General features: G+C 52.8%; 19 protein-coding genes. 12 read left to right on the top strand and 7 right to left on the bottom strand.

Going from position 1 to position 22,972, the window contains the following annotated elements; all coding sequences use genetic code 11:
• The first annotated feature begins 10 nt into the window (after positions 1–10).
• The 3 genes from QNH99_RS14630 to QNH99_RS14620 all read left to right on the top strand — a co-directional run bounded on the left by QNH99_RS14630 (position 11) and on the right by QNH99_RS14620 (position 3,142).
• Positions 11–1,312, top strand: a complete 1,302-nt coding sequence (locus QNH99_RS14630) for a flippase (protein ID WP_063878969.1) — start codon at positions 11–13, stop codon at positions 1,310–1,312.
• 134 nt (positions 1,313–1,446) lie between these two features.
• On the top strand, positions 1,447–2,457 hold the full coding sequence (pyrD, locus tag QNH99_RS14625; RefSeq protein ID WP_063878970.1) for a quinone-dependent dihydroorotate dehydrogenase: 1,011 nt from the start codon (positions 1,447–1,449) through the stop codon (positions 2,455–2,457).
• 142 nt (positions 2,458–2,599) lie between these two features.
• Positions 2,600–3,142 (top strand): cell division protein ZapC, encoded by a 543-nt coding sequence (locus QNH99_RS14620; protein ID WP_063878971.1) that lies wholly within the window; start codon positions 2,600–2,602, stop codon positions 3,140–3,142.
• Position 3,143: 1 nt separating this feature from the next.
• Here QNH99_RS14620 and QNH99_RS14615 read toward each other — a convergent pair whose 3' ends face one another.
• Entirely contained in the window at positions 3,144–4,253 is a 1,110-nt protein-coding gene (locus tag QNH99_RS14615; RefSeq protein WP_410516853.1) for a YcbX family protein, read from the bottom strand.
• 109 nt (positions 4,254–4,362) lie between these two features.
• Between QNH99_RS14615 and rlmKL the strand changes: the two genes are divergently transcribed.
• The 6 genes from rlmKL to rmf all read left to right on the top strand — a co-directional run bounded on the left by rlmKL (position 4,363) and on the right by rmf (position 12,323).
• Entirely contained in the window at positions 4,363–6,477 is a 2,115-nt protein-coding gene (gene rlmKL / locus QNH99_RS14610) for a bifunctional 23S rRNA (guanine(2069)-N(7))-methyltransferase RlmK/23S rRNA (guanine(2445)-N(2))-methyltransferase RlmL (protein WP_410516852.1), read from the top strand.
• A gap of 5 nt (positions 6,478–6,482) precedes the next feature.
• A complete protein-coding gene (locus tag QNH99_RS14605; protein WP_096012243.1) occupies positions 6,483–8,402 on the top strand; it encodes an ABC transporter ATP-binding protein in 1,920 nt (639 codons plus the stop codon).
• A gap of 15 nt (positions 8,403–8,417) precedes the next feature.
• Complete coding sequence (gene pqiA, locus QNH99_RS14600; protein ID WP_410516851.1) at positions 8,418–9,686, top strand: membrane integrity-associated transporter subunit PqiA; 1,269 nt, start codon at positions 8,418–8,420, stop codon at positions 9,684–9,686.
• On the top strand, positions 9,673–11,316 hold the full coding sequence (pqiB, locus tag QNH99_RS14595) for an intermembrane transport protein PqiB (protein ID WP_063878977.1): 1,644 nt from the start codon (positions 9,673–9,675) through the stop codon (positions 11,314–11,316). Before pqiA ends, pqiB begins: the two co-directional genes overlap by 14 nt.
• On the top strand, positions 11,313–11,897 hold the full coding sequence (gene pqiC, locus QNH99_RS14590) for a membrane integrity-associated transporter subunit PqiC (protein WP_096012245.1): 585 nt from the start codon (positions 11,313–11,315) through the stop codon (positions 11,895–11,897). Before pqiB ends, pqiC begins: the two co-directional genes overlap by 4 nt.
• 258 nt (positions 11,898–12,155) lie before the next feature.
• On the top strand, positions 12,156–12,323 hold the full coding sequence (rmf, locus tag QNH99_RS14585) for a ribosome modulation factor (protein WP_006118662.1): 168 nt from the start codon (positions 12,156–12,158) through the stop codon (positions 12,321–12,323).
• Positions 12,324–12,391: 68 nt separating this feature from the next.
• Here the strand turns inward: rmf and fabA are convergent, their stop codons facing one another.
• Together fabA and QNH99_RS14575 are read right to left on the bottom strand one after the other, a co-directional pair.
• Positions 12,392–12,910, bottom strand: a complete 519-nt coding sequence (fabA, locus tag QNH99_RS14580; RefSeq protein WP_008925876.1) for a bifunctional 3-hydroxydecanoyl-ACP dehydratase/trans-2-decenoyl-ACP isomerase — start codon at positions 12,908–12,910, stop codon at positions 12,392–12,394.
• 68 nt (positions 12,911–12,978) lie between these two features.
• On the bottom strand, positions 12,979–14,805 hold the full coding sequence (locus QNH99_RS14575; RefSeq protein ID WP_109717253.1) for an AAA family ATPase: 1,827 nt from the start codon (positions 14,803–14,805) through the stop codon (positions 12,979–12,981).
• 95 nt (positions 14,806–14,900) lie between these two features.
• On the opposite strand from QNH99_RS14575, the gene matP reads away from it, so the two are divergent.
• Positions 14,901–15,368, top strand: a complete 468-nt coding sequence (gene matP, locus QNH99_RS14570; protein ID WP_141248571.1) for a macrodomain Ter protein MatP — start codon at positions 14,901–14,903, stop codon at positions 15,366–15,368.
• 106 nt (positions 15,369–15,474) lie between these two features.
• Here matP and ompA read toward each other — a convergent pair whose 3' ends face one another.
• Together ompA and sulA are read right to left on the bottom strand one after the other, a co-directional pair.
• Positions 15,475–16,548: a porin OmpA gene (ompA, locus tag QNH99_RS14565; protein WP_063878983.1), complete on the bottom strand. Its 1,074-nt coding sequence runs from the start codon at positions 16,546–16,548 to the stop codon at positions 15,475–15,477.
• Positions 16,549–16,899: 351 nt separating this feature from the next.
• Positions 16,900–17,391, bottom strand: a complete 492-nt coding sequence (gene sulA / locus QNH99_RS14560) for an SOS-induced cell division inhibitor SulA (protein WP_063878984.1) — start codon at positions 17,389–17,391, stop codon at positions 16,900–16,902.
• 210 nt (positions 17,392–17,601) lie between these two features.
• Between sulA and QNH99_RS14555 the strand changes: the two genes are divergently transcribed.
• Positions 17,602–18,228: a TfoX/Sxy family DNA transformation protein gene (locus tag QNH99_RS14555; RefSeq protein ID WP_063878985.1), complete on the top strand. Its 627-nt coding sequence runs from the start codon at positions 17,602–17,604 to the stop codon at positions 18,226–18,228.
• On the opposite strand, the gene yccS is transcribed toward QNH99_RS14555, so the two are convergent.
• Both yccS and QNH99_RS14545 read right to left on the bottom strand, forming a co-directional pair.
• Positions 18,225–20,372: a YccS family putative transporter gene (gene yccS, locus QNH99_RS14550; RefSeq protein WP_063878986.1), complete on the bottom strand. Its 2,148-nt coding sequence runs from the start codon at positions 20,370–20,372 to the stop codon at positions 18,225–18,227. The genes QNH99_RS14555 and yccS overlap by 4 nt on opposite strands.
• Positions 20,353–20,796, bottom strand: a complete 444-nt coding sequence (locus QNH99_RS14545; RefSeq protein WP_063878987.1) for a YccF domain-containing protein — start codon at positions 20,794–20,796, stop codon at positions 20,353–20,355. The genes yccS and QNH99_RS14545 overlap by 20 nt, the downstream gene beginning before the upstream one ends.
• A gap of 121 nt (positions 20,797–20,917) precedes the next feature.
• Between QNH99_RS14545 and helD the strand changes: the two genes are divergently transcribed.
• The gene (gene helD / locus QNH99_RS14540; protein WP_410516850.1) at positions 20,918–22,972 is read left to right on the top strand and encodes a DNA helicase IV; all 2,055 of its coding nucleotides are present in this window, start codon (positions 20,918–20,920) and stop codon (positions 22,970–22,972) included.

Genomic DNA, 22,972 nt, shown 5'->3' with positions numbered 1-22,972 from the left:
TTGTTGTGACATGGCAAAAGTGCTCGACAAAAGTTTAGTAGTCAATATCTTATCTTTACTGGCCTACCGGGGAGCCTCCTTCCTGTTTCCGTTGGCGACCTTACCCTATCTGGCGCGTGTGCTTGGGGTGGATCATATGGGGATTCTGGCGCTGGCGATTGCCTGCGTCCTTTACTGCAGTACCATCTCTGACTGGGGATTCAATGTTTTTACCACCAAGGACATTGCCCATCACCGGGACGATAAAACACGTGTTACCCAGCTTTTCTGGTCGACCTTCAACGCCAAGCTGATGCTGCTGCTGGTGACCAGCGGCACGTTACTCACGGCGACCTGGTTTAATCCGTCCTGGCATTCTCTGTTCTTCATTATCCTGGCTAACTGCACCACCTTAATCGGCTCTCTGTTTTCATTCGGCTGGTTAATGCAGGGGTTCGAAAAGCTGGGCAAAACGGCTGTCATCGCGACCTTTGGTAATTTTTGTGCCATTCCACTAACGTTTTTACTGGTGAAAACGCCAGAGGATACCTGGCTGGCTGCCCTGATACCGGGTGCGGTGTCGATTATCAACGCCATCATCACGCTTAAATTTGTGTTGGAAATGAAGGTGATTGGCGCGTATCGCTTTGAGCCACGCGAAATCAAACAGCGCATCACCGACAGTGCCGATGTGTTTATTGCTATCGCGGGCGCCAATCTGTTTAACAGTGTTAACGTTGTGATTCTGGCTTCTTTTACCTCCCATTACATGGTGGGGATCTACAACGGTGCGGATCGGTTACGCAAGGCCGCGAACTCGGTGCCAGAGCAGATTGGTAGCGCGTTTTTCCCCCGCGTCAGTCACCTGTTTGGCCGCGACAAAGCGGCGGCGGTCGCAGCAACACGGAAAAGCCTGATGCTGTCGTTTGCGCTGAGCCTGGCTATCGTGATCTTTACCTGGCTGTTTGCCGATCAGGTTGTCGCGTTGCTGTTAGGTAAAGACTTCCTGCCCTCAGCCGATGTGCTGCGCGTCTTTGTACTCTGCTTCCTGTTTGGCAATATCGCGTATCCGGCGGGCCTGCAGATTTTGATCCCCCATGGGCTGGCACGGCAACGCATGATGGTGATGATGGTCGCGGGCGTGATTAACGTCCCGGTTTGCTGCCTGCTGGCGTGGAAATTTGGTGCCGTCGGCGCGGCCTGGTCGATGGTGCTGGCCGAAGTATTGGTCTGCATCGGTATTTTCGGCATCATGGTGCGGCACAAAATCTGGCGTGACTATGCGTTCCCCGACAGGTTGAATTCACGTACAGCAAACGATTCCGTTGTGTAAGATCAAAACTGCTTTAAACAGTCCCCTGGCTTAACGCCCCGCGATTTACTTTTGCGCCAGAGCACCTTACCATTCTGGCGCACAATTTCCTGTGCACTGATTTTCACCATCGCTTCCGTCTTCCAGGAGAGTGCATGTTTTACTCAATTGTCCGACCGGCATTGTTCAGGCTCGATCCTGAACGTGCGCACCATCTCACCTTTCAGCAACTGCGCTTTATGAGCGGTACGCCGCTGGAAATGTTCATTCGCCAGAATTTACCCTCGCGTCCGGTTAGCTGTATGGGGCTGACGTTCGACAATGCCCTTGGCCTTGCCGCGGGCCTGGATAAGAATGCCGAGTGTATCGATGCATTTGGTGCCATGGGATTCGGCTTTGTTGAAGTGGGAACGGTTACGCCACGCGCTCAGGCGGGCAACGACAAGCCGCGCATGTTTCGCTTAGTCGAAGCAGAAGGGATTATTAACCGCATGGGGTTCAATAACCTCGGTGTCGATAATCTGGTGGAAAACGTGAAAAAATCCCGTTTTAAAGGTGTACTGGGGATCAATATTGGCAAAAATAAAGATACGCCGGTAGAGCAGGGCAAAGATGATTACCTGATCTGCATGGAGAAGGTGTATGCCCATGCGGGTTATATCGCTATCAATATTTCGTCTCCTAATACGCCAGGTTTACGCTCGCTGCAATATGGTGAGGCACTGGACGATCTGCTCTTTTCCATTAAAGCGAAACAAAAAGAGCTGGAAAAACGGCATCTCAAATATGTGCCGGTGGCGGTAAAGATCGCGCCGGATCTTTCTGAGGAAGAATTGATCCAGGTGGCTGACAGTTTAATACGGCACCAGATCGATGGCGTTATTGCGACAAATACCACGCTCGATCGGTCGCTGGTAAATGGTCTGAAATATGGCGAAGAAATCGGTGGCTTAAGTGGTCGTCCGGTACAGTCTCGCAGCACCGCCGTCATTCAGCGGCTGTCACAAGAATTACAGGGACGATTGCCAATTATTGGCGTGGGCGGCATTGATTCGCTTACCGCGGCGCGTGAAAAAATAGCGGCAGGCGCCACGCTGGTTCAAATTTATTCTGGTTTTATTTATAAAGGGCCGGGCTTAATTAAAGATATCGTGAGCCATATCTAAGACATTCGTCATAATAATGCGCTGGGGGGTTTATTTATCCCTCCGGCTCGTTTATATTTTGTCCTGTTGCACGATTTTTCAGCATTCATTTTTATTTGATGGATTTTTTGCTTTTAGCGTAGCGGTAAATACAGGGCACATGATGAAAATTAAACCCGATGACAAATGGCGTTGGTATTACGACGCAGAGCACGACCGAATGATGCTCGATCTGGCTGACGGTATGCTTTTTCGTTCCCGCTATGCACGTAAAATGCTGACGCCGGATGCTTTCACCGAATCCGGATTTTGTGTTGATGATGCTGCACTCTATTTCACGTTTGAAGAGAAATGTCGTCAAAGCCCGCTCAACAGCGATCAACGCGCTGAACTGGTATTAAATGCGCTGGTTGCTGCGCGTTTTCTGAAACCCCTGATGCCAAAAAGCTGGCATTTCTCGGCGCACCGTCAGTCAATGCAGCCAGCTGTGGGCGAAATGGTCGAGGTCACGCTGGCTGAAAATGGCGAACAGGCGCGTCTGTTGGTGGTCGAAAATGGCGACAACGCCGCGCTCTGCTTGCTGGCACAGCCCGCACTGACGCTGGCGGGCAAGGGAATGGTTCTTGGCGATGCGATTAAAGTGATGAACGATCGGCTGCAACCCCACAAGCAGGAAAAAGCCACGCGCTATGCGCGCGCGGTCTAACTCATACCACGTCGATATCACCCGCCGGAATACAGCTGCAACTCAATATAGTGCCATCATCACGGATGGCGCTCTGCTTTAAGGCTTTTACCTTTCCCGCAACCAGCGTTATTTTACAACTGCCGCACAAGCCAGCCCGACACGAATAAGGAATGCGGAAGCCCTGCGCTTCGAGCTGCTCAAGTACAACCTGCTGATTGTCGCCGCTGAAGCGCTGGCCCTGCCAGGTAATCGTGACCTGCTGGGGCGCTTGCCGTTGCGGCTTAAGCGTTTCGACCACCTCTCCCGGTCCGTACGCGCGCGGCGGCTGGCGTTTGGTTATCCTGACCTCGTCTCCGGCACGAATAATACCGCTGTTGAGCGCAATCAGATTCAGGCCAAAATCAATGTCCCCACTGCCATCCTGCGCCGTTCGAAATCCCTGGAGCGTGGCCAAAGGTTGGCCATCCGGATGTTTCTGGCCGCTTTCAACACCAACCGTGGTAAAAACACAGCGACTGCAAGGCTTAGGAACGGAGAAGTTTACCTGACCGATAGCTATTTCAGCCCAGTTGTCTTCATCCCAGGCGGGTGCACCACTCACCACCAGGTTTGGGCGAAACTGCTCGATCCGCACGCTGGCTGGACAACGCTGCTGTAAATCCTGCCACGACGCGTTGTTCACTAACAGGTAGGGATATCCATCGGCAAAACTCAGTGGCACCTCTGTAAAGCGCTTCACGCGACGTGAGGGCTGCGGCCCGACCCAGCGCAACTGTACCGCTCGTGGAAAAAAACCACTCAGCCACTGGTTAATATTGTCTGGCGCGATGCGTGAGGTAAAGGTGTTGCCCCAGACCTCTGTCGGCTGCTCATCCTGAGTGAAGTCTACGAAACGGATAAGCGACTGGCTGCCGTCAGGCGCTTGTAAAAACAAGCCCTCTGGCGTAATGGCCGGCGTAAACTGCACCATCTCTGGGAACTGACGCGCAGTAATAAAGGTACCGTCAGGTTCGGTCACCATAAAGATACGGTCATAGGTTAACCCGCTGTTGGCAGCCCAGGCATGTGATACCTGCAACCCGCGCATGGATTTGACAGGATGGATAAACAGGCGGGAAAGCGAAATCATGAAGGTCTCCAGGAGCAGGCGCGCAAGACAAAAGAAGCTAACTTTATGACATAGGTCTGCGATTCGCTATAATGCGCAACAATTTTCTCAAGAGTAAAAAAGTGACGATATGAATTCTCTGTTTGCCAGCACGGCGCGTGGGCTCGAAGAGCTGTTAAAAAATGAGCTGGACGCGCTGGGCGCGCTGGATTTGCAAGTGGTACAGGGAGGCGTTCACTTCAAAGCCGATGACCGCGTTATGTACCAAAGCCTGATGTGGAGTCGTCTGGCTTCGCGTATTTTGCTGCCCTTGTCTGAGGTTGGCGTTTACAGCGATCTCGATCTCTACCTTGGGGTGCAGGGCATCGACTGGCCAGCCATGTTCGGCAGCGATAAAACCTTTGTCGTGCATTTTAACGGCACCAACGATGAGATTCGCAACAGCCAGTTTGGCGCACTGCGCGTGAAAGATGCGATTGTCGACAGCTTTACCCGCCGTAATCTGGCACGCCCGGACGTCGATCGCGAACAGGCTGATATCCGCATCAACGTGTGGCTTGACGACGATCGCGCCAGCATTGCGCTGGACTTAAGCGGCAGTGCCTTACATCAGCGCGGTTATCGTCAGCAAACCGGACAGGCGCCGCTGAAAGAGAACCTGGCCGCAGCGATTGTGATGCGTTCAGGCTGGCAGCCCACCACGCCGCTTATCGATCCAATGTGTGGTTCCGGGACCTTGCTGATTGAGGCCGCGCTGATAGCCTGCGACCGCGCACCGGGTTTACTGCGTACTCAGTGGGGCTTCACCGCCTGGTCTGGTTTTAACGAAAGCCTGTGGCAAGAGGTTAAGAGCGACGCGCAGGCGCGGGCGCGTGTCGGCACCGCAGCGTGTCAGGCGCGTTTTTTTGGTTATGACAATAATGGCCGGGTGCTGGAGTGGGCAAAATCGAACGCGCGCCGCGCCGGTGTCTTTGAACACTTCACCTTTGCACAACAGGACCTGCTGAAGCTGCAGAATCCCGTTAATTCAGAAACGCTGGGCACGGTACTCAGTAACCCACCTTACGGTGAGCGTCTGGAAAGCGAGCCTGCGCTTATTGCCCTGCACAGTCAGCTTGGTCGGTTGATGAAGCAGCATTTTGCTGGCTGGAATTTGTCGCTGTTTAGCGCGTCTCCCGAGCTGCTGAGTTGCCTGCAACTGCGTGCCGACCGTCAGTTCAAAGCCAAAAACGGCCCGCTGGACTGTGTACAGAAAAACTATCAGCTGTCGGCGAACAGCGCTGAGCGCGGTAATCAGATTGCTGAAGATTACGCTAACCGTCTGCGCAAAAACCTCAAGAAGCTGGATAAGTGGGCACGCCAGGAAGGCATCGAGTGCTACCGCATTTATGACGCCGATCTGCCGGACTATAATGTGGCCGTGGATCGCTATGCGGACTGGGTGGTCGTGCAGGAATATGCACCACCCAAAACCATCGACGCGAACAAAGCCCGTCAGCGTTTGTTTGATGTGATTAGCGCTACGCTGAGCGTGCTTGAATTGCCATCAAACCGCTTAATTCTTAAGACCCGCGAACGTCAAAAGGGCAAAGCGCAGTATCAAAAGCTGAGCGAGAAGGGCGACTATTTTGAAGTGCAGGAGTTTAACGCCCGTTTCCTGGTGAACCTGACCGACTATCTGGATACCGGATTGTTCCTCGATCACCGCATTGCCCGCAAGATGCTGGGCCAGATGAGCCAGGGCAAAGATTTTCTGAATCTGTTTGCGTACACCGGTTCTGCCAGCGTACATGCGGGTCTGGGCGGCGCGCGCTCCACCACCACCGTGGATATGTCGCGCACGTATCTGGAATGGGCCGAGCGTAACCTGCGGCTCAACGGCCTGACCGGCCGTCAACATCGCCTGCTTCATGCCGACTGCCTGAGCTGGCTGAACGAGAGCGATGAGAATTTCGACCTGATCTTTATCGATCCGCCTACATTTTCCAACTCAAAACGTATGGAAGAGAGTTTCGATGTGCAGCGCGATCATATGATGCTGATGCGTAACCTGAAACGCCTGTTGCGTAAAGGCGGTACCATCATGTTCTCGAATAACAAACGTGGTTTCAAAATGGATCTGGATGGCCTTAAGGCATTGGGGCTCCAGGCTCAGGACATCACTCAGAAAACCCTGTCACAGGATTTTGCGCGTAACCGCCAAATTCATAACTGCTGGCTGATTACTCATGCTGGTAAGGAATAAGTTACATGTCATTAATTAGTATCCACGGCGCTTATCTGTCCTTTAGCGATGCGCCGCTGTTAGACAATACCGAACTGCACATCGAAGAAAATGAGCGCGTGTGTCTGGTGGGCCGTAACGGTGCCGGAAAATCCACATTGATGAAAATCATTAATGGCGAGCAGCCGCTGGATGACGGTCGCATTATTTATGAAACCGATTTGGTCGTGGCACGGCTTCAGCAGGACCCACCGCGTAATATCAGTGGTTCGGTGTATGATTTTGTGGCCGAAGGCGTAGAAGAGCAGGCGGAGCATCTTAAAGCCTACCATGCGATTTCGCATCAGGTGATGGACGATCCGAGTGATAAAAATCTCAACGAGATGGCGCGCCTGCAGGGGATTCTGGATCATCACAATTTGTGGCAGTTGGAAAGCCGTATCATGGACGTGCTGCAGCAGATTGGTCTGTCGCCGGACACCGAACTGTCCTCTTTATCCGGCGGCTGGTTGCGTAAAGCCGCGCTGGGACGTGCGCTGGTCAGTAATCCCCGCGTGCTGATGCTGGATGAGCCAACTAACCACCTTGATATTGAAACGATCGACTGGCTGGAAACTTTCCTGAAAACCTTCAGCGGCAGCATTGTCTTTATCTCTCACGACCGATCTTTTATCCGCAATATGGCCACCCGTATTGTGGATTTGGACCGTGGCAAGCTGGTGTCATGGCCGGGTAACTACGACACCTACCTGGAAGGCAAAGAAGAAGCCTTGCGCGTTGAAGAGATGCAAAACGCCGAGTTTGACCGCAAGCTGGCGCAGGAAGAAGTGTGGATTCGTCAAGGCATCAAGGCGCGCCGTACGCGTAATGAAGGCCGCGTGCGGGCGTTAAAAGCGTTGCGCCGCGAGCGCTCAGAGCGCCGTGAAGTCATGGGCAAAGCCAATATGCAGGTCGGTGAAGCATCACGTTCTGGTAAAATTGTCTTTGAACTGGAAAATGTGGATTACGCCGTGGACGGCAAGCAACTGGTAAAAGATTTCTCTGCCCAGGTGCAGCGCGGCGACAAGATTGCCCTGATTGGGCCGAACGGTTGTGGGAAAACCACCTTACTGCGTCTTATGCTGCAACAGTTGAAGGCCGATCACGGTCGTGTGCATTCGGGTACCAAGCTTGAGGTCGCCTATTTCGATCAGCACCGTGCCGAACTCGATCCCGATCGGACAGTGATGGACAACCTGGCGGAAGGCAAGCAAGAAGTGTTGGTCAATGGTAAACCGCGCCACGTGCTGGGCTACCTGCAGGACTTCCTGTTCCATCCAAAACGCGCGATGACTCCCGTCAGGGCGCTGTCGGGTGGAGAACGTAACCGCCTGCTGCTGGCGCGTCTGTTCCTGCGCCCCAGTAACCTGATGATTCTTGATGAACCGACCAACGACCTTGATGTGGAAACGCTGGAACTGCTGGAAGAGCTCATCGATGGCTACCAGGGCACCGTGCTGCTGGTCAGCCACGATCGTCAGTTCGTTGACAATACCGTCACCGAGTGCTGGATTTTTGAAGGCAACGGTGAGATAGGGACCTTTGTCGGCGGCTACCACGACGCGCAGCAGCAGCGTGCGGCTTATAAACAGCAAAAGGGGCAGGGCGCAGTAAAAGGGGCAAATAGTGCCCTTAAGCCAGCCGATGCTAAAAATGACGCTGCCAAACGTAACGCGAACAAACTAAGCTATAACCTCACGCGTGAACTGGAACAGTTGCCACAAAAACTGGAACAGTTAGAGGCGCGTATTGGCGAGCTGCAGGCCAGGATGAGTCATCCGGATTTTTTCAGTCAGCCACACGATAAAACGCAGCCGGTGTTAGATGAACTGGCTGACGTCGAACAGCAGTTGGAAACCGCTTTTGCGCGTTGGGAAGAGCTGGAATCTATGAGAAACGGCGCATAGCTTAAGGGTTCGGGAATGTGTTCTGCAGAGAAAACGAACGCGTGGATGCTTTGTCCACAGTGCGACTTGATGGTAAAACTGCCGGACATTCCCGTTGGCAGCCGTGCGTCATGTCCGCGCTGCCATACTTCCCTGACCGTGAACTGGTCGGAGCCGCGTAAACGTCCGACCGGGTATGCGCTGGCCGCGCTGTTTATGTTGGTGCTCGCCAATCTGTTTCCGTTTATCACCATGAAAGTCGCCGGGCTGTCCAGCCAGATTAGCCTGATACAAATCCCCAGGGTGATGGTGGCCGATGATTACGCCAGCCTGGCCACGTTGTTCCTGCTGTTTGTCCAGGGCATTCCCGCCTTTTGCATGATCACGATTGTCCTGTTGGTCAATCAGGTCAGGATGCCTGTCAGCCTTAAACTGGGGCTGGCACGAAGTCTTTTCCATATGCGCAACTGGGGCATGGCAGAAATCTTTATGGCTGGCGTGCTGGTCAGTTTCGTGAAGTTAATGGCTTATGGTGAAATCGGTCTCGAAACCAGCTTCTGGCCGTGGTGCCTGTTTTGTCTCTTACAGCTACGGGCGTTTCAGTGTCTGGATCGCCGTTGGCTGTGGCAGCACATTGAACCCATGCCGCCTTTGCCTCATGCCCCACAAGCCGGTGTCAGTGGATTAAAACAGGGCCTGCGCTCCTGCCCGTGCTGTACTGCGGTGTTGCCGGTGGCGCAGCGGGAATGTCCGCGCTGTGGCGTGGTTGCCGATGCGCGCCGCAAGCACAGCCTGCAGTGGACGCTGGCCCTGCTGATCACCTCCGTTATGCTTTACATCCCCGCCAATTTGCTGCCGATAATGATTACCGAAACGCTGGGGTCGGCGATGCCATCCAATATTATGGCCGGGGTGATTTTACTCTGGGGTGATGGTTCCTATCCGGTGGCGTTAGTTATTTTTATCGCCAGTATTATGGTCCCGTCCCTGAAAATGCTGGCGATTGGCTGGCTGTGTTGGGATGCCAGCGGGCGCGGGCAGCGTGACAGCCATAAAATGCACCTGATCTATGAGGTGGTTGAATTTGTTGGACGTTGGTCAATGATTGACGTCTTTGTGATTGCAGTGCTCTCCGCGCTGGTGCGTATGGGGCAGTTAATGAAAGTTTACCCGGCATGGGGAGCCGTATTGTTTGCGCTGGTGGTGATTCTGACCATGATTGCAGCAATGACGTTTGACCCGCGCTTAACCTGGGATCGTGCTGGTGAAAAAAACATGAAGGAGCCGCATCTTGACGGAAAATAATCACGGTCATGCCAAAGTGGATCAGATCAAGCGTTGGTCTCCGGTATGGATCGTCCCTATTGTTACGCTGTTAATTGGCGGCTGGATTCTTTTTTATCACTTTAGCCATCAGGGGCCGGAAGTCACGTTGATTACCGAGAGCGCCGAGGGCATTGAAGCGGGTAAAACCACCATAAAAAGCCGCAGTGTTAACGTGGGTGTGGTTGAAAGTGCGGTACTGACTGACGATCTTCACCATGTTGAGATTAAAGCCCGACTGAATGCCGGTATGGAAAAGCTGCTACACAGCGACAGCGCGTTTTGGGTGGTCAAACCCCAGGTCGGTCGTGAAGGCATTACCGGTTTAGGCACGCTGCTGTCCGGGGCATATATAGAGCTCCAGCCGGGTACCAAAAAAGAACCCCTGGATCAGTACACCTTGCTGGATGCGCCACCTTTAGCGCCGCCTGATGCGAAGGGCATCCGTATTATCCTCGACAGTAAAAAAGCGGGGCAGCTTAACGCGGGTGATCCGGTGCTGTTCCGGGGCTATCGTGTTGGCACCGTTGAAACCAGCAGTTTTGATACCGATAAACGCATGATGACCTATCAGCTGTTTATCGCCGCCCCTTACGACCGCCTGGTGACCACCAATGTGCGCTTCTGGAAAGACAGCGGCATTGCCGTTGATATGTCGGCGTCAGGTATGCGGGTTGAAATGGGATCGCTGACCACGCTGTTCAGCGGCGGGGTCAGCTTTGATGTGCCAGATGGCTGGGATTTAGGCAAAGCGGCCCAGAATCATGCGGATTATCATCTGTTTGACGATCAACGCAGTATTCAGGACTCTCTGTATACCACGCATATCGACTACTTATTGTTCTTCTCGGATTCCATTCGCGGGCTGCAGGTCGGTGCGCCGGTGGAATTCCGCGGCATTCGTCTGGGTACGGTCTCAGAAGTGCCGTTTATGAATGCAGGCACTGCGCAGGCGCTGAATAACGACTATCGCGTGCCGGTGTTGATTCGCATTGAACCTGACCGTTTCATTAGCCGTCTGGGTGAAAACTTCGACATTGAACAGCATCTCCAGGATGGTAAGAAACACGGCCTGCGCGCCACGTTGAAAACCGGCAACCTGCTATCTGGCGCGCTGTTTGTCGATATCGACTTCTATGACAATGCACCGGTGTATAAAGGCCCGGATAAAGTGGCGGGTTATGAAGTGATCCCGACGGTGAGCGGCGGCTTGAGCCAGATTCAGCAGAAACTGATGGCTGCGCTGGATAAAATTAACGGTTTACCGCTAAACAATATGGTGTCGGAAGCAACCGGAACGCTGAAGGAGAGCCAGAAAACCCTGCGCGATCTGCAACGTACCATTGATAACATCAACGTCGTTACCAGTAGTCCGGCGATGAAAACGCTGCCTGAAGAGACCCAGCAGACGCTACGTGAGCTTAACCGCAGTATGAAAGGATTGCAGCCAGGTTCACCTGCCTACAGCAAGCTGGTGGGCGATATGCAACGGCTTGATCAGGTGCTGCGTGAACTGCAGCCAGTGCTGAAGACGCTAAATGCCAAAAGTAATGCGTTAGTGTTTGAAGCAAAACCGGGACAGGATCCCCAGCCGAAGAGGGCGAAACAATGAAAAAAGGACTCGTTTTTTTGGCCGCTCTCGCACTGAGTGCCTGTAGCAGCACGGTGAATACCACTTACTATCAGCTGCCCTCAGGGGCAGCCTCGATGCAGGTGATCAGCAGTGAGGCAAACGCACAGCCGACATTGTGGGTGCAGCAGGTGGTCGTGCCGGATTATCTGGCGGGTAACGGCCTGGTTTATCAAACCAGCGACGTGAAATACGTTATAGCCGCCAATAATTTGTGGGCCAGTCCGCTTGATCAGCAGCTTCAGCAAACGTTAATTACCAATCTCACCAAAGCCTTGCCGGGTCGTCTGGTCACTCAGACGTTAATCGGGCAAGAACACGATACGCTGAACGTGACGGTAAACGACTTCCAGGGCAGGTATGACGGCAAGGTGGTGATTAGCGGGCAGTGGACGCTGGAACATCAGGGACGCTTCACTAAGCAAGCGTTCAGTCTGGTACTGCCACAGCGAGAAGATGGCTATGATGCGTTAGTCAAAACGCTTGCCCAGGGCTGGCAGCAGATAGCTCAACAGATTGCGCGTAACGCTGCCACTGCCCATTCAGCGGGGACGGGCTTTTAGTTAACTTATTGTTTCGAATCGTATAAGTTTTTTGACGTTATCGAAGGTTTCTATATAAATCATACGGATAAAGCAATAGGCTTACATCACGAAACAGAAAATTTATGTCCGGTTCAGGTCACATTTGTGACATTGGCGTGAAGATTGCGCATTGATCTTTTCATACAGAGCGAGTAAAACAAAAGGGTGGCTGAACATTTATTAGCCATCTTTTTCTTTCCACCAGATTCCACATACCTTACATGAGGGACACGGAGTATGAAGAGACAGAAACGAGACCGCCTTGAGCGCGCCCATTCACGTGGTTATCAAGCTGGCATTACAGGACGCTCTAAAGAGATGTGTCCGTATCAAATGATAGACGCTAAGTCTCACTGGTTGGGAGGTTGGCGACAAGCCATGGAGGACAGGTCGGCTGCTGCGTAGCCGGATGTCACTGAAAAGGGATATAACCTCCGCATCAAGCGGAGGTTTTCATTTCTGAGGGGAACGTATCAGAATGCTGCGGTATCTTTGAACAGACCCACTTTCAAATCGCTGGCGGTATAAATGAGATTACCATCAACCAGCACTTCACCATCGGCAACGCCCATCACCAGCTTACGGTTAATGACACGTTTGAAGTGAATGCGATACGTCACTTTTTTAGCTTCTGGCAGAACCTGGCCGGTGAATTTTACTTCGCCTACACCCAGCGCACGACCTTTGCCTTCGCCACCCAGCCAGCCGAGATAAAAGCCCACCAGCTGCCACATTGCATCAAGACCCAGGCAACCAGGCATAACCGGATCGCCAATAAAGTGGCAACCAAAGAACCACAGGTCCGGATTGATATCCAGCTCAGCTTCCACGAAGCCTTTATCGTACTTACCACCGTCTTCCGTCATTTTTACCACGCGGTCCATCATCAGCATATTGCCGGATGGAAGCGGCGGACCATTTTCGCCGAACAGTTCACCGCGACCAGACAGGATCAGGTCTTCTTTGGTATAGGATTCGCGTTTATCTACCATGTTCTCAATAAGCCTTCTTTTAGTGAATCTCGAATATTAGCGAACAGTTGTATGCTGAGCAAATGGGATTAGCGGTGGTTAAACCAGTTAAGCCATCGCAGCGGCCAGAATCGTGGTGAAGGCTCTGGTTGATTCATCTGACTGATGCGTTCCTGAATCGTACGCAGCAGACATTCGCCTTCGCCATCTTCCGTATTCCATATTTTACCTGTCAGCAGAGGCAGCGCTTCATCAGCACGATCGATTGCCCAGATATGAAAACGTCCCTCTTCGACCGCGCTGACCACCTGCTGGTTCAGACTGAGGTGACGAACGTTACAGGCAGGAATAATGACGCCCTGCTGTCCGGTCAGTTCACGCTGATGGCAGATATCGAAAAACCCTTCGATCTTTTCATTCAGTCCGCCAACCGGTTGCACATTACCAAACTGATCGACCGAGCCGGTGACCGCAACCTGCTGATTCAATGGCTCGCTGGCAAGGGCGCTAATCAAGGCGCACAGTTCTGCCAGCGACGCGCTGTCGCCATCCACCTCGGAATAGGATTGTTCAAACACCAGTGACGCTGAAAACGGCAGTTGCTGATCCAGCTCCAGTTCAGCAATCAGGTAGGCCTGCATAATCATCATGCCTTTAGCATGAATATTGCCACCTAGCTCTGCTTTGCGTTCGACATCGGTAAATTCACCGTCACCGGGATGCACCACGCAGGTAATACGGCAGGGATCGCCCCAGGCTCGCGGATGACCGGGATATTCCACCACTGACAGGCCGTTTATCTGACCAACGACTTCACCTTCTGTTTCGACCAAAATTTGGCGCTGCAGAATCTCATCACGCAAACGTTCGTTGAGGTAGTTCTCACGCCACAGCCGTGCTTCCAGCGCGTCACGCAGTGCTTCGGCGCTGAGCGTGTCACCCATCAGGGTGGTTTCACGCAGCTGGCGCAGCAGCCAGCGTGGGCAGAGCGGAAGGGTTTCCTGATCGCCGCTATAACGGACACCTTCTTTGATCAGTTCTGGCCAGAAGTCTTCATCGGGGATGGCGATATCCGCCTGGCTGGCAAGATCGACCGTCCAGCGACACCATGCGAGCATGTCGTCTTCATCCAGGATCTGAATATTTTCTTCAAATTCAGTGTAAATCGCCATTTCGTGAGCTTCAGCATCCAGCTCCTGAAAATCAGCCAGCGTGTCACGTTCACCGCAGAGCACAAGATTAAGCTGAAGCGGAAGCGGGGGAACGGAAACCGGCAGGGGACGACGTTCGTCCTGCGACAACCACTCAATGTAGCCTTGTTCAATAGACTTTTTCAGCCGTAGCCACAGCAGCGGCTGAGTGAGCAATGCGCGCAGTGAAAGTACCAGTGTTCCGCCGTTGGCACGATGAATAAGGCCCGGCTCAAGCTGAATACGATCTTTGTGCATTCGAACACAGCCAAACAGCGCTTCCTGCTCGATCCAGTCAGCATAGTGAATGCCACCCTGACTGGTAAACGGGCGCTGGCTGTCGGTTGGCGGCTGCAAGGTAACGTTGTCGGCCATGATGTGGTAGTCACCACCTGACAGTGCTGACGAATGGCCCATAACGCGTTGTGCTGCATCAGCTATCAACGCAAGATAGTCACGGTTTTCCTGGCTGCGAACCAGCAACAGTGGGAAACCCTGACTTTGATGATGTAAATGGGCCAGCGCGTTCAGCAGTCGGGGCTGTACCGTTGCTAAGGCATCGGTCTCTTCGTCAGCAATTCGGGAGAAAACGGATTGATATTGCGTACTATCCGGCTGTAAGGTTTGCCACGTAAGTTGAGTGCTGGTCAAAATAATCGCATTTGTCTGTTTTGAGAAAAGCGAGATTATACAGGATTCACCTTGCTTAAGCACTGCAGAGTTCAATCAGATGTTGTGACGCTGGCAGCATGTTTTTCGTTGCTGCATCCGGTAAAAAAGCTGTTATTCTTAGTTCGTTACGTGATCACGATGAGATTCCGATGAAATACCAGCAGCTCGAAAATCTTGAAAGTGGATGGAAGTGGAAATACCTGGTGAAAAAACATCGGGAAGGTGAGCTGATCACGCGTCACCTGGAACTCAGTGCTGCGCAGGCCGCGGTCGATAAGCTGTTGGTGATGGAAAATAATCCGGTAGAAATTAACGACTGGATCAACCAGCATATTCATCCCGATCTGGACAACCGACTTAAGCAAACTATCCGTGCCCGGCGAAAGCGCCATTTCAATGCTGAGCATCAGCACACACGTAAAAAATCAATCGATCTGGAATATCTGGTCTGGCAACGGCTGGCGGGATTAGCGCAGCGCCGTAACAGTACGCTGTCCGAAACCATCGTGCAGCTCATCGAAGATGCCGAACGCAAAGAGAAGTACGCCAGCCAAATGTCGACGCTGAAGCAGGATCTGCAGGCGATATTAGGCAACTCGGGTTCTGAAAAAGAGTAGTGGGCGTACCATCTGGACAGCCGCTTCAGAGCAAAAACCCCATGAGCCATCTCATATTCAGGACAAAAAAAACCCCGCATTAGCGGGGTTTTTTATCACGTATAACTTAAGCCTGTGGCTGAGTTACAACGTCTTTGATGCCTTTAACATCGATTTCTACACGACGGTCTGGCGCCAGGCAGTCGATCAGGGCCTTACGACCTTTCACGCTGTCACAGGTGTTGCCAGTAACTGGGTTAGATTCACCCATGCCGCGAGCAGAGATCTTGTTAGTAGGGATACCTTTAGATACCAGGTAATCTACTACTGACTGAGCACGTTTCTCAGACAGTTTCTGGTTGTACTGCTCTGAACCGATGCGATCGGTAAAGCCCAGAACAACTACTGAACCGTCTTTAGGATCCATTGAGCTCAGCTGGCTGTACAGCTGATCCAGAGCCTGCTGACCTTCTGGCTTCAGAGTCGACTTGTTGAACGTGAACAGGACGTCTGATTTCAGAGTGAAGCGCTTGGTCTGAACCACTGGCGCTGGAGCTGGTGCTGGAGCCGGAGCTGGTGCAGCAACATCATCCTGACCGAAGCGGTAAGAAACACCCAGGCTCAGCATGCCGTTGTCTGGACGAGCACCAACGGTCTGTGCATCACCGATGTTGTTAACCCACTGGTAATCCAGACGGGTTGCCCAGTTTTTGGTCAGCGCATATTCAACACCAACAGCTGCCAGTGGAGAAACACCGGTGTCGTGGTCGCTGATGCGAGTGCCAGTAGCTACGTTCTGCTGAGTAGAGTCTGCACGCCATACCATGCCACCCAGGCGGGTATAGATGTCCAGATCGTCTGCGATTGGGTAGCTCAGTTTGGCAGCCAGCTGGATGCCCTGTGCTTTAAATGCGCCATTCACCTGGTTGCCTTTATTAGGCATACGACCTAACCAGTCATAACCCAGTTCAAAACCCAGGTATGGGTTAGCCTGGTAACCACCGAACGCACCCGCGCCCAGTTGGCTTTCATGAGTTGGGCCGTCGTTGTTTTGGTAACCGTGACCGTAGTAACCAGTGTCGTGATACTGAGACCAGCCCAGTTTAGCACCGGTGTACCAGGTGTTATCTTTTGGGGCGGCCTGCGCTACGGTAGCGAAGCCAGCCAGTGCCACTGCAATTGCGATAGCTGTCTTTTTCATTTTGCGCCTCGTTATCATCCAAATAGGCAATGAGCATAAAGGTTGCTCTTGGTTTAATCCTTCGCCGGGTCAAAACGCTCGCTTATGACTCTACCGCAAAAAACGGAGGTTATTGAGCACCCTGGCGAGATAAAGTCTACAACGAGATTGGAAACTTACAAGTGTGATGTGAGGCACTTATGTAAAAAAACAGTGTTTTATACATAATTTCTAACAATTTAGCCTGAACTTCTGTGGGGTGCTTACCCCACAAAAAGGGGGCTAAGCCGTTGTCATTACTGGGGGGAGCAGAATCAGTGTCTTAGCCTTTAGTCAGATAAAAAACCTGTTGAGATAAATCTCATTTTTTACTTAATGAAACAAATCAGACTGAATTTTTAGCGAACTTTCTGGTCTTACTGCCGTTTTGGGAGTTTCACCCGACCGCAAAATGAGCCCCAGGGCTTTCCCTTCCGCCGCCGCAAGTTCCAGTTCACGACGTTCATCTTCATCCAGTTCGTAGGGAATCCAGGCCAAAACAACACTGTAATTTCCTGTGCGTAACGCTTTAATCATGGCCTCTACAGCATTGTAACGTTCAGCATCGGCGATATGCATACTTTTCTCAAGTGGCAAACCCGATTCCTGCATCCAGGCCCGGCTCAACTTATGGGCAGGCGTTAACCACAGTTGCCAGCGAGATTGTTGACTCAATTGCTGTAGCAGCGGTAACAACAGCATCTGCATCATGCCAGGCTGTTCGCTGTAACGTAATTCAGTGATCCAGCCTCCGTGCGTTGCCGGAACAGAGGACAAGGCGTAACGGTGAGCAGAGCATACATTACTGGTATGTTGGGTGCGCATAAATTAATCACTCAGCAGTTGACTGTATGGATATACAGTAATGACATCCTGGATAAAGATCAACCTGAATTTCTGAAAATGCCTCGCAAAATTTGCACAAGGTTGTGTTTAAACGGATTTATTCATTGAACCTGTTACTGAATTTACTTATCTTCTAACCGTCTGAATAGTAACGTTTTTAACAGGTTTTTGTTACAAGGAGGTGATGATATGAAGAAACAGCAGCGGGTCATCCTGCGCTCAATACAGCAGTTGGCCCCGTTGGGTCATGTTCAATCCCGTACCCAGTTTGGTGGCTATGCCCTGGCGGTTGAACGGGTCGTTTTTGCACTGATAAAGGAAGATCAGCTCTATTTACGCGCCAGTGAAGAATTACGGGAATATGTGGCAGAACAGCCGCTGGAACCGCTTACGTTTCGCAAACGCGGGATAGCGGTCAGCCTGAATTATTATAAGGTCGATGACAACCTGTGGGCTCACCCAGAGCATCTGGTCGCGCTGTCTGCCGCTTCACTGGAAACCGCCCGGCGTGAACAAGATGACCGCCAGGGCAAGGTGCGTTTAAAAGACCTGCCGAATGTCAGTCTGCGACTGGAAATGATGCTGCATGAGATAGGTATCTGTACCGTAAAACACTTGCATGAAGCAGGGGCCAAACAGTGTTGGTTAAAACTGAGACGCAACAACCATCATCTTGGCCTCAAAACGCTGTTAGCGCTTGAAGGGGCGATTTCCGGTCATCATCAGGCGGCGCTGCCGCAAACCATTAAAACCGAGTTAGGCGAGTGGTATCAGGCCGCACTGATGATGTCGGAGGGGAAAGAAAAAGGCCGTTAGCGTTTGCCCAGTGTGCGTCGAAGGCGTGCAATGTCGGGCATCAGCGCGACCAGTAAACCCAGTTGCTGTAGCACCAGCGGCGCACGTGGGTCCGGCTCGGTAGTGAGCTGCGCGATGCGCTGCACCAGTTCAATACGCATTTTCTCTGCCCGGCTGTCACTGACCACATCCGTCTGCAGCACATCCTCGACATAACATACCGTATCGTCGAGCAGCGCCAGCAGGGCAGGCTGCGTCACTTTGTCTCGGTGCGCGCCCAGCGCAGAGATATAGCTCAGGAAGGAGTGATTCAGGCACAGTAACTGAAACGCCGACTCCCGAAGTTTAAGGCTGGTGCGGGTCTCACTGCTCATATTGGATACTACCGATGCCAGCTCGGCATCAGCGTTGTGCGCGTCACGACGGGCAATACGATAAGCAAGACGATTGTCTTTACCCTGATGATATTGCTCCATAATGGCATCAAGATAGCGACAGTTAGCATTCAACGTTCGGGTGGCGACGGCCGGAAGTTGGCGGAAGCGCCAGTCAGGCCAGATAAAGGTGACCGCCAGCCAGGCCAGCGCGCAGCCCAGCAGCGTATCAACGACCCGGGGTAATGCCACTTCAAAACCCTCACCCAGCAGGTTAAAACAAAGCAGAACCAGCAGGGTAATAAACAGGGTTGCCTGGGCGTATTGTACCTGGCGAAACGCAAAGAACAGGACACCGGTCACGACAATCAAAAACAGCTGGCCTTCCACAGAGGGCACCAGCCACAGTAAAGGCAAGCCAATAGCAATGCCTGCCAGCGTTCCCCCGATGCGCAGTGCCAGTCTGCGCTGGGTCGCACTGTAGTTGGGCTGGCAAACAAACAGGCTGGTCAACAGGATCCAGTAGCCGCGCTCCAGACCGGTAATCTGAATAAATCCATATCCGACGCACATCACCACTGACATCCTGACAGCATGACGAAACAGCGCAGAGGCGGGCGTCAGGTGGCGGCTCAGGCGCAGCTTAATGTCGCTCCAGCCACTGAGCTCCTCGCGCGACAGCATATTGTCGCTGTGCTGCGGATCGTCCGCCAGTGCCTGCTCAGACTCAATAGAGGCCAGTTGCGCATCAATCGCTTGCAGGTTACGTAATAACCAAAACAGCGCGCCGGTATGGGCTGCATCCGGATGGCTCTGTTCAAGACGTTGAATAGCGTTGTGTAAACGCTCAAAAACGCGCTCAAAACGACTGTCATGTTCCCAACGTTCACGCAGTAAAAGCGCGCGGGCCAGTTGTCGGCATGCCTGAGCCTGCATGTTAAGCAAGCGCTGAAAGCGAAACAGAATTTCGTTATAACGCCAGTTGCCGCGCAGTAAATGGTACTGAAGATGAGACGAGCTGGCGCGTTCGTGGATGTCCTGGGCGACAAAATAGTAGTGCAGGCTCCGTCGGGTGCCACGCGAACCCCTGTCGCCACGTAAACGGCTCTGCAAGGTTGTTTTGGTCAGATTGAGCTGGGCGACAAGCTGGCTGTTCACCATGGCCGCCTCAACAAAAGTCGCATCGTCCTGGTCATCGGCATCAGGATCAAACAGGTTGGCTTTGGCATCAAGATAGTGCGCTAACTGAGAAAAACTGGCTGCCAGTTGTTCCTGAACCGGGCGAACGGGAAACATCATGTGGCCCAACAGCGTCAGCAGGTTATACCAGAGCGCGCCGACCAGCAGCAGCATGGGCTGCAGATACCACTGTGAAAAAAGTCCGATGCCCAGCATGGTGTAAACGGCAATCAACAATGCGCCGAAAGCAATGGTGGCATAGCGCTGCCCCAGCGCGCCCAGCAGAATGAAACCCCAGGTGGAGATGGCCAGGCCGACAATAAAGGCCAGCGGGTGAGGGAATAACAGCTCTACTGAAACCGAAGCAATACAAAAGCACAACAGGGTGATTAACAGATTTTTTAAACGCCCAGCCAGTCGATCATCCAGATCGGCCAGCGCGGCGGCGACCACGCCAAGGGTCAAGGGAATGGTCCAGTCAATCTGCTGCAGTAACCAGGGAACCGCTGCGCATCCGCTCAAGGCGAACAGGATACGCAGCAGGTAACGCCAGGTGCTGTTAAAAAAATACTTGCGCCATCCCGACAGAATATTAATAGCGGCGACGGGCATTGGCATCACGCGCGGCACGCGCCTCTTCGACAGAGACAACCCGACGACCTACCGGCCAGAGTGCAATGGCGGCAATCTTGAAGTTTGCGATACCTACTGGAATGCCAATGATGCTGATGCACTGCACAATACCGACTGAAATGTGGGACAGGCACAGCCACCAGCCGAAAAAAATCAGCCAGAAGATATTCAGGAAGGTTCCCCCCGTATTCATGATGTGACTTTTACTGTCGGGGCGCAGGACGTCCACATGCACCGCTTCATTGCCAAACGGCAGAAACGAGAGCCTGGTGATTTCCCAGCAGGAGCGCGTCAACGGCAGGGTAAAAACCAGTACAACGCTGATAAGCGTTGCGAACAACCAACTGAGCGTGGTGAAGAATCCACCTAAAACAAAATTGAGAATATTTAAAACAGTGCGCATAACCCGCTTTTCCTTTTGCACTCCGCAAGATATGTCGCAGTTTACCGTGTTTTAAGGCTGGAGCGTCAAGAGTCTGACAGGTAAACTCCGATTACTCTTTATATCGGTCGTTGGTGTCGGCGTGGAACTTAAAGCAACATCCATGGGCAAACGGCTTGCCCAGCATCCCTACAATCGGGTTCGCCTGTTGGCCGCTGGCGTTGAAGTCAGCGGCGATAAACACGAATATCTGCTCCCCTTTAACCAACTGTCCGACATTACCTGTAAGCGTGGCATGGTCTGGGGAGAGCTGGAGTTTTTGCTGGCGGACGGTAAAGTTGTGCGTTTGCATGGCACCGAATGGCAGGAGACCCAACGTTTCTACCACTACCTTATGCAGTCATGGCAGGCATGGAGCCATGAAATGAGTGAGGTATGCGCGGCAGTATTACAGGATCTGCGTGAGGAAATTCAAGGTTTCAGCGAGCAGGACCGTTGGTTAAAGCGCAGTGAACTGCAGGCCGTTAAGAACCAGATACTTAAGCAGTTCGATGCCTTACCCTTGCCGCTATCCCGCATCGAGAGTTTTGATTCCTGCCGTGAAAACTGGGCATTTTGCCAACACTGGTTACAGCAGGGTGACGCGGCAATCGGCCAGCGCAACCGCGACTGGACGGCCGCGATGTTAACCCGCTATCAGGATTTCTTCGCCACGGTTGAGTCCACACCACTTAATACCTCACAAGCCGAAGCCGTGGTCAATGGTGAAGATGCGGTGCTGGTGCTTGCCGGTGCGGGCAGCGGTAAAACGTCCGTGCTGGTTGCCCGCGCGGGCTGGTTATTAGCGCGCAGGCTCGCCTCCGCCGATCAAATTCTGCTGTTGGCGTTTGGCCGTCACGCGGCTGAAGAAATGAATGACCGCATTCAACGTCGGCTAGATGTGGCCGATATGCAGGCGCGTACTTTTCATTCCCTGGCCTTGCATATCATTCGCGAAGGCAGCAATAAACAGCCTGTTATCAGTAAACTGGAAAGCGACGCCGGCGCACGCCGGGCGTTGCTGGTCGAGCACTGGCGGCAACAGTGTAACGAAAAGAAGGCTCAGGCCAATGGCTGGCGGCAATGGCTGCGTGATGAACTGGCGTGGGAGATCAGCGAAGGTGCATTCTGGCAAGATGATCGATTAGCTGAGCGCCTGGCTCCCCGCCTTGAACGCTGGCTGAGTCTGATGCGCATGCACGGCGGCGCGCAGGCCGCCATGATTGAGGATGTCCCTGACGCGCTACGCGACCTGTTCAGTAAACGGATCAAACTGATGGCACCGCTGCTCAAAGCCTGGAAGAGTGCACTTAAGGATGAGGGCGCCGTCGATTTTTCAGGGCTGATTCACCAGGCTGTCGCGATTCTGGAAAAGGGCCGTTTTATCAGCCCGTGGAAGCATATTCTGGTGGATGAGTTCCAGGACATTTCTCCGCAACGCGCGGCCTTACTGAGCGCGCTACGCCAGCAAAACAAGCGTACCACGCTGTTTGCTGTGGGGGATGACTGGCAGGCGATTTATCGCTTCAGTGGGGCTGAAATGAGCCTGACAACGGCGTTTCATCACTATTTCGGTGAGGGCGACCGCTGCGTGCTGGACACCACTTACCGCTTCAACGATCGTATTGGCGAGATTGCCAACCGCTTTATTCAGCAAAATCCGCATCAGTTGCGTAAGCCCTTAAACAGCCTGATTAAAGGCAATAAAAAGTCTATCGCGCTGTTGCCCCAGGATCAGCTGGAGGCGCTGCTGAATAAACTGAGTGGTTCTGCAAAACCCGATGAGCGAGTGCTGCTACTGGCACGCTATCACTATTTGCGCCCGGATTTACTGGATAAAGCCAAAACCCGCTGGCCAAAATTAAACATCGACTTTCTGACTATTCATGCCAGCAAAGGCCAGCAGGCCGATTACGTGATTCTGCTGGGGCTTCAACAAGGCAAAGAGGGCTTTCCCGCGGCTCAGCGCGAGTCAATTATTGAGCAAGGCTTGCTGCCTCAGCCTGAAGCCTTTCCCGATGCAGAAGAGCGCCGACTGGCTTACGTCGCGCTCACGCGCGCGCGACAGCAGGTCTGGTTGCTCTTCGATAAGCAGCAACCGTCGGTCTTTGTCGAGGCATTTCGTGAACTGGACGTGCCGGTGCTGCGCAAAGCCTGA

This window comes from Pantoea allii, from assembly GCF_046529425.1.
GTDB classification, from domain to species: Bacteria; Pseudomonadota; Gammaproteobacteria; order Enterobacterales; family Enterobacteriaceae; genus Pantoea; species Pantoea allii.
The sequence above is the reverse complement of the archived record's forward strand: the minus strand, read 5'-3'. Positions and strand labels throughout refer to the sequence as shown.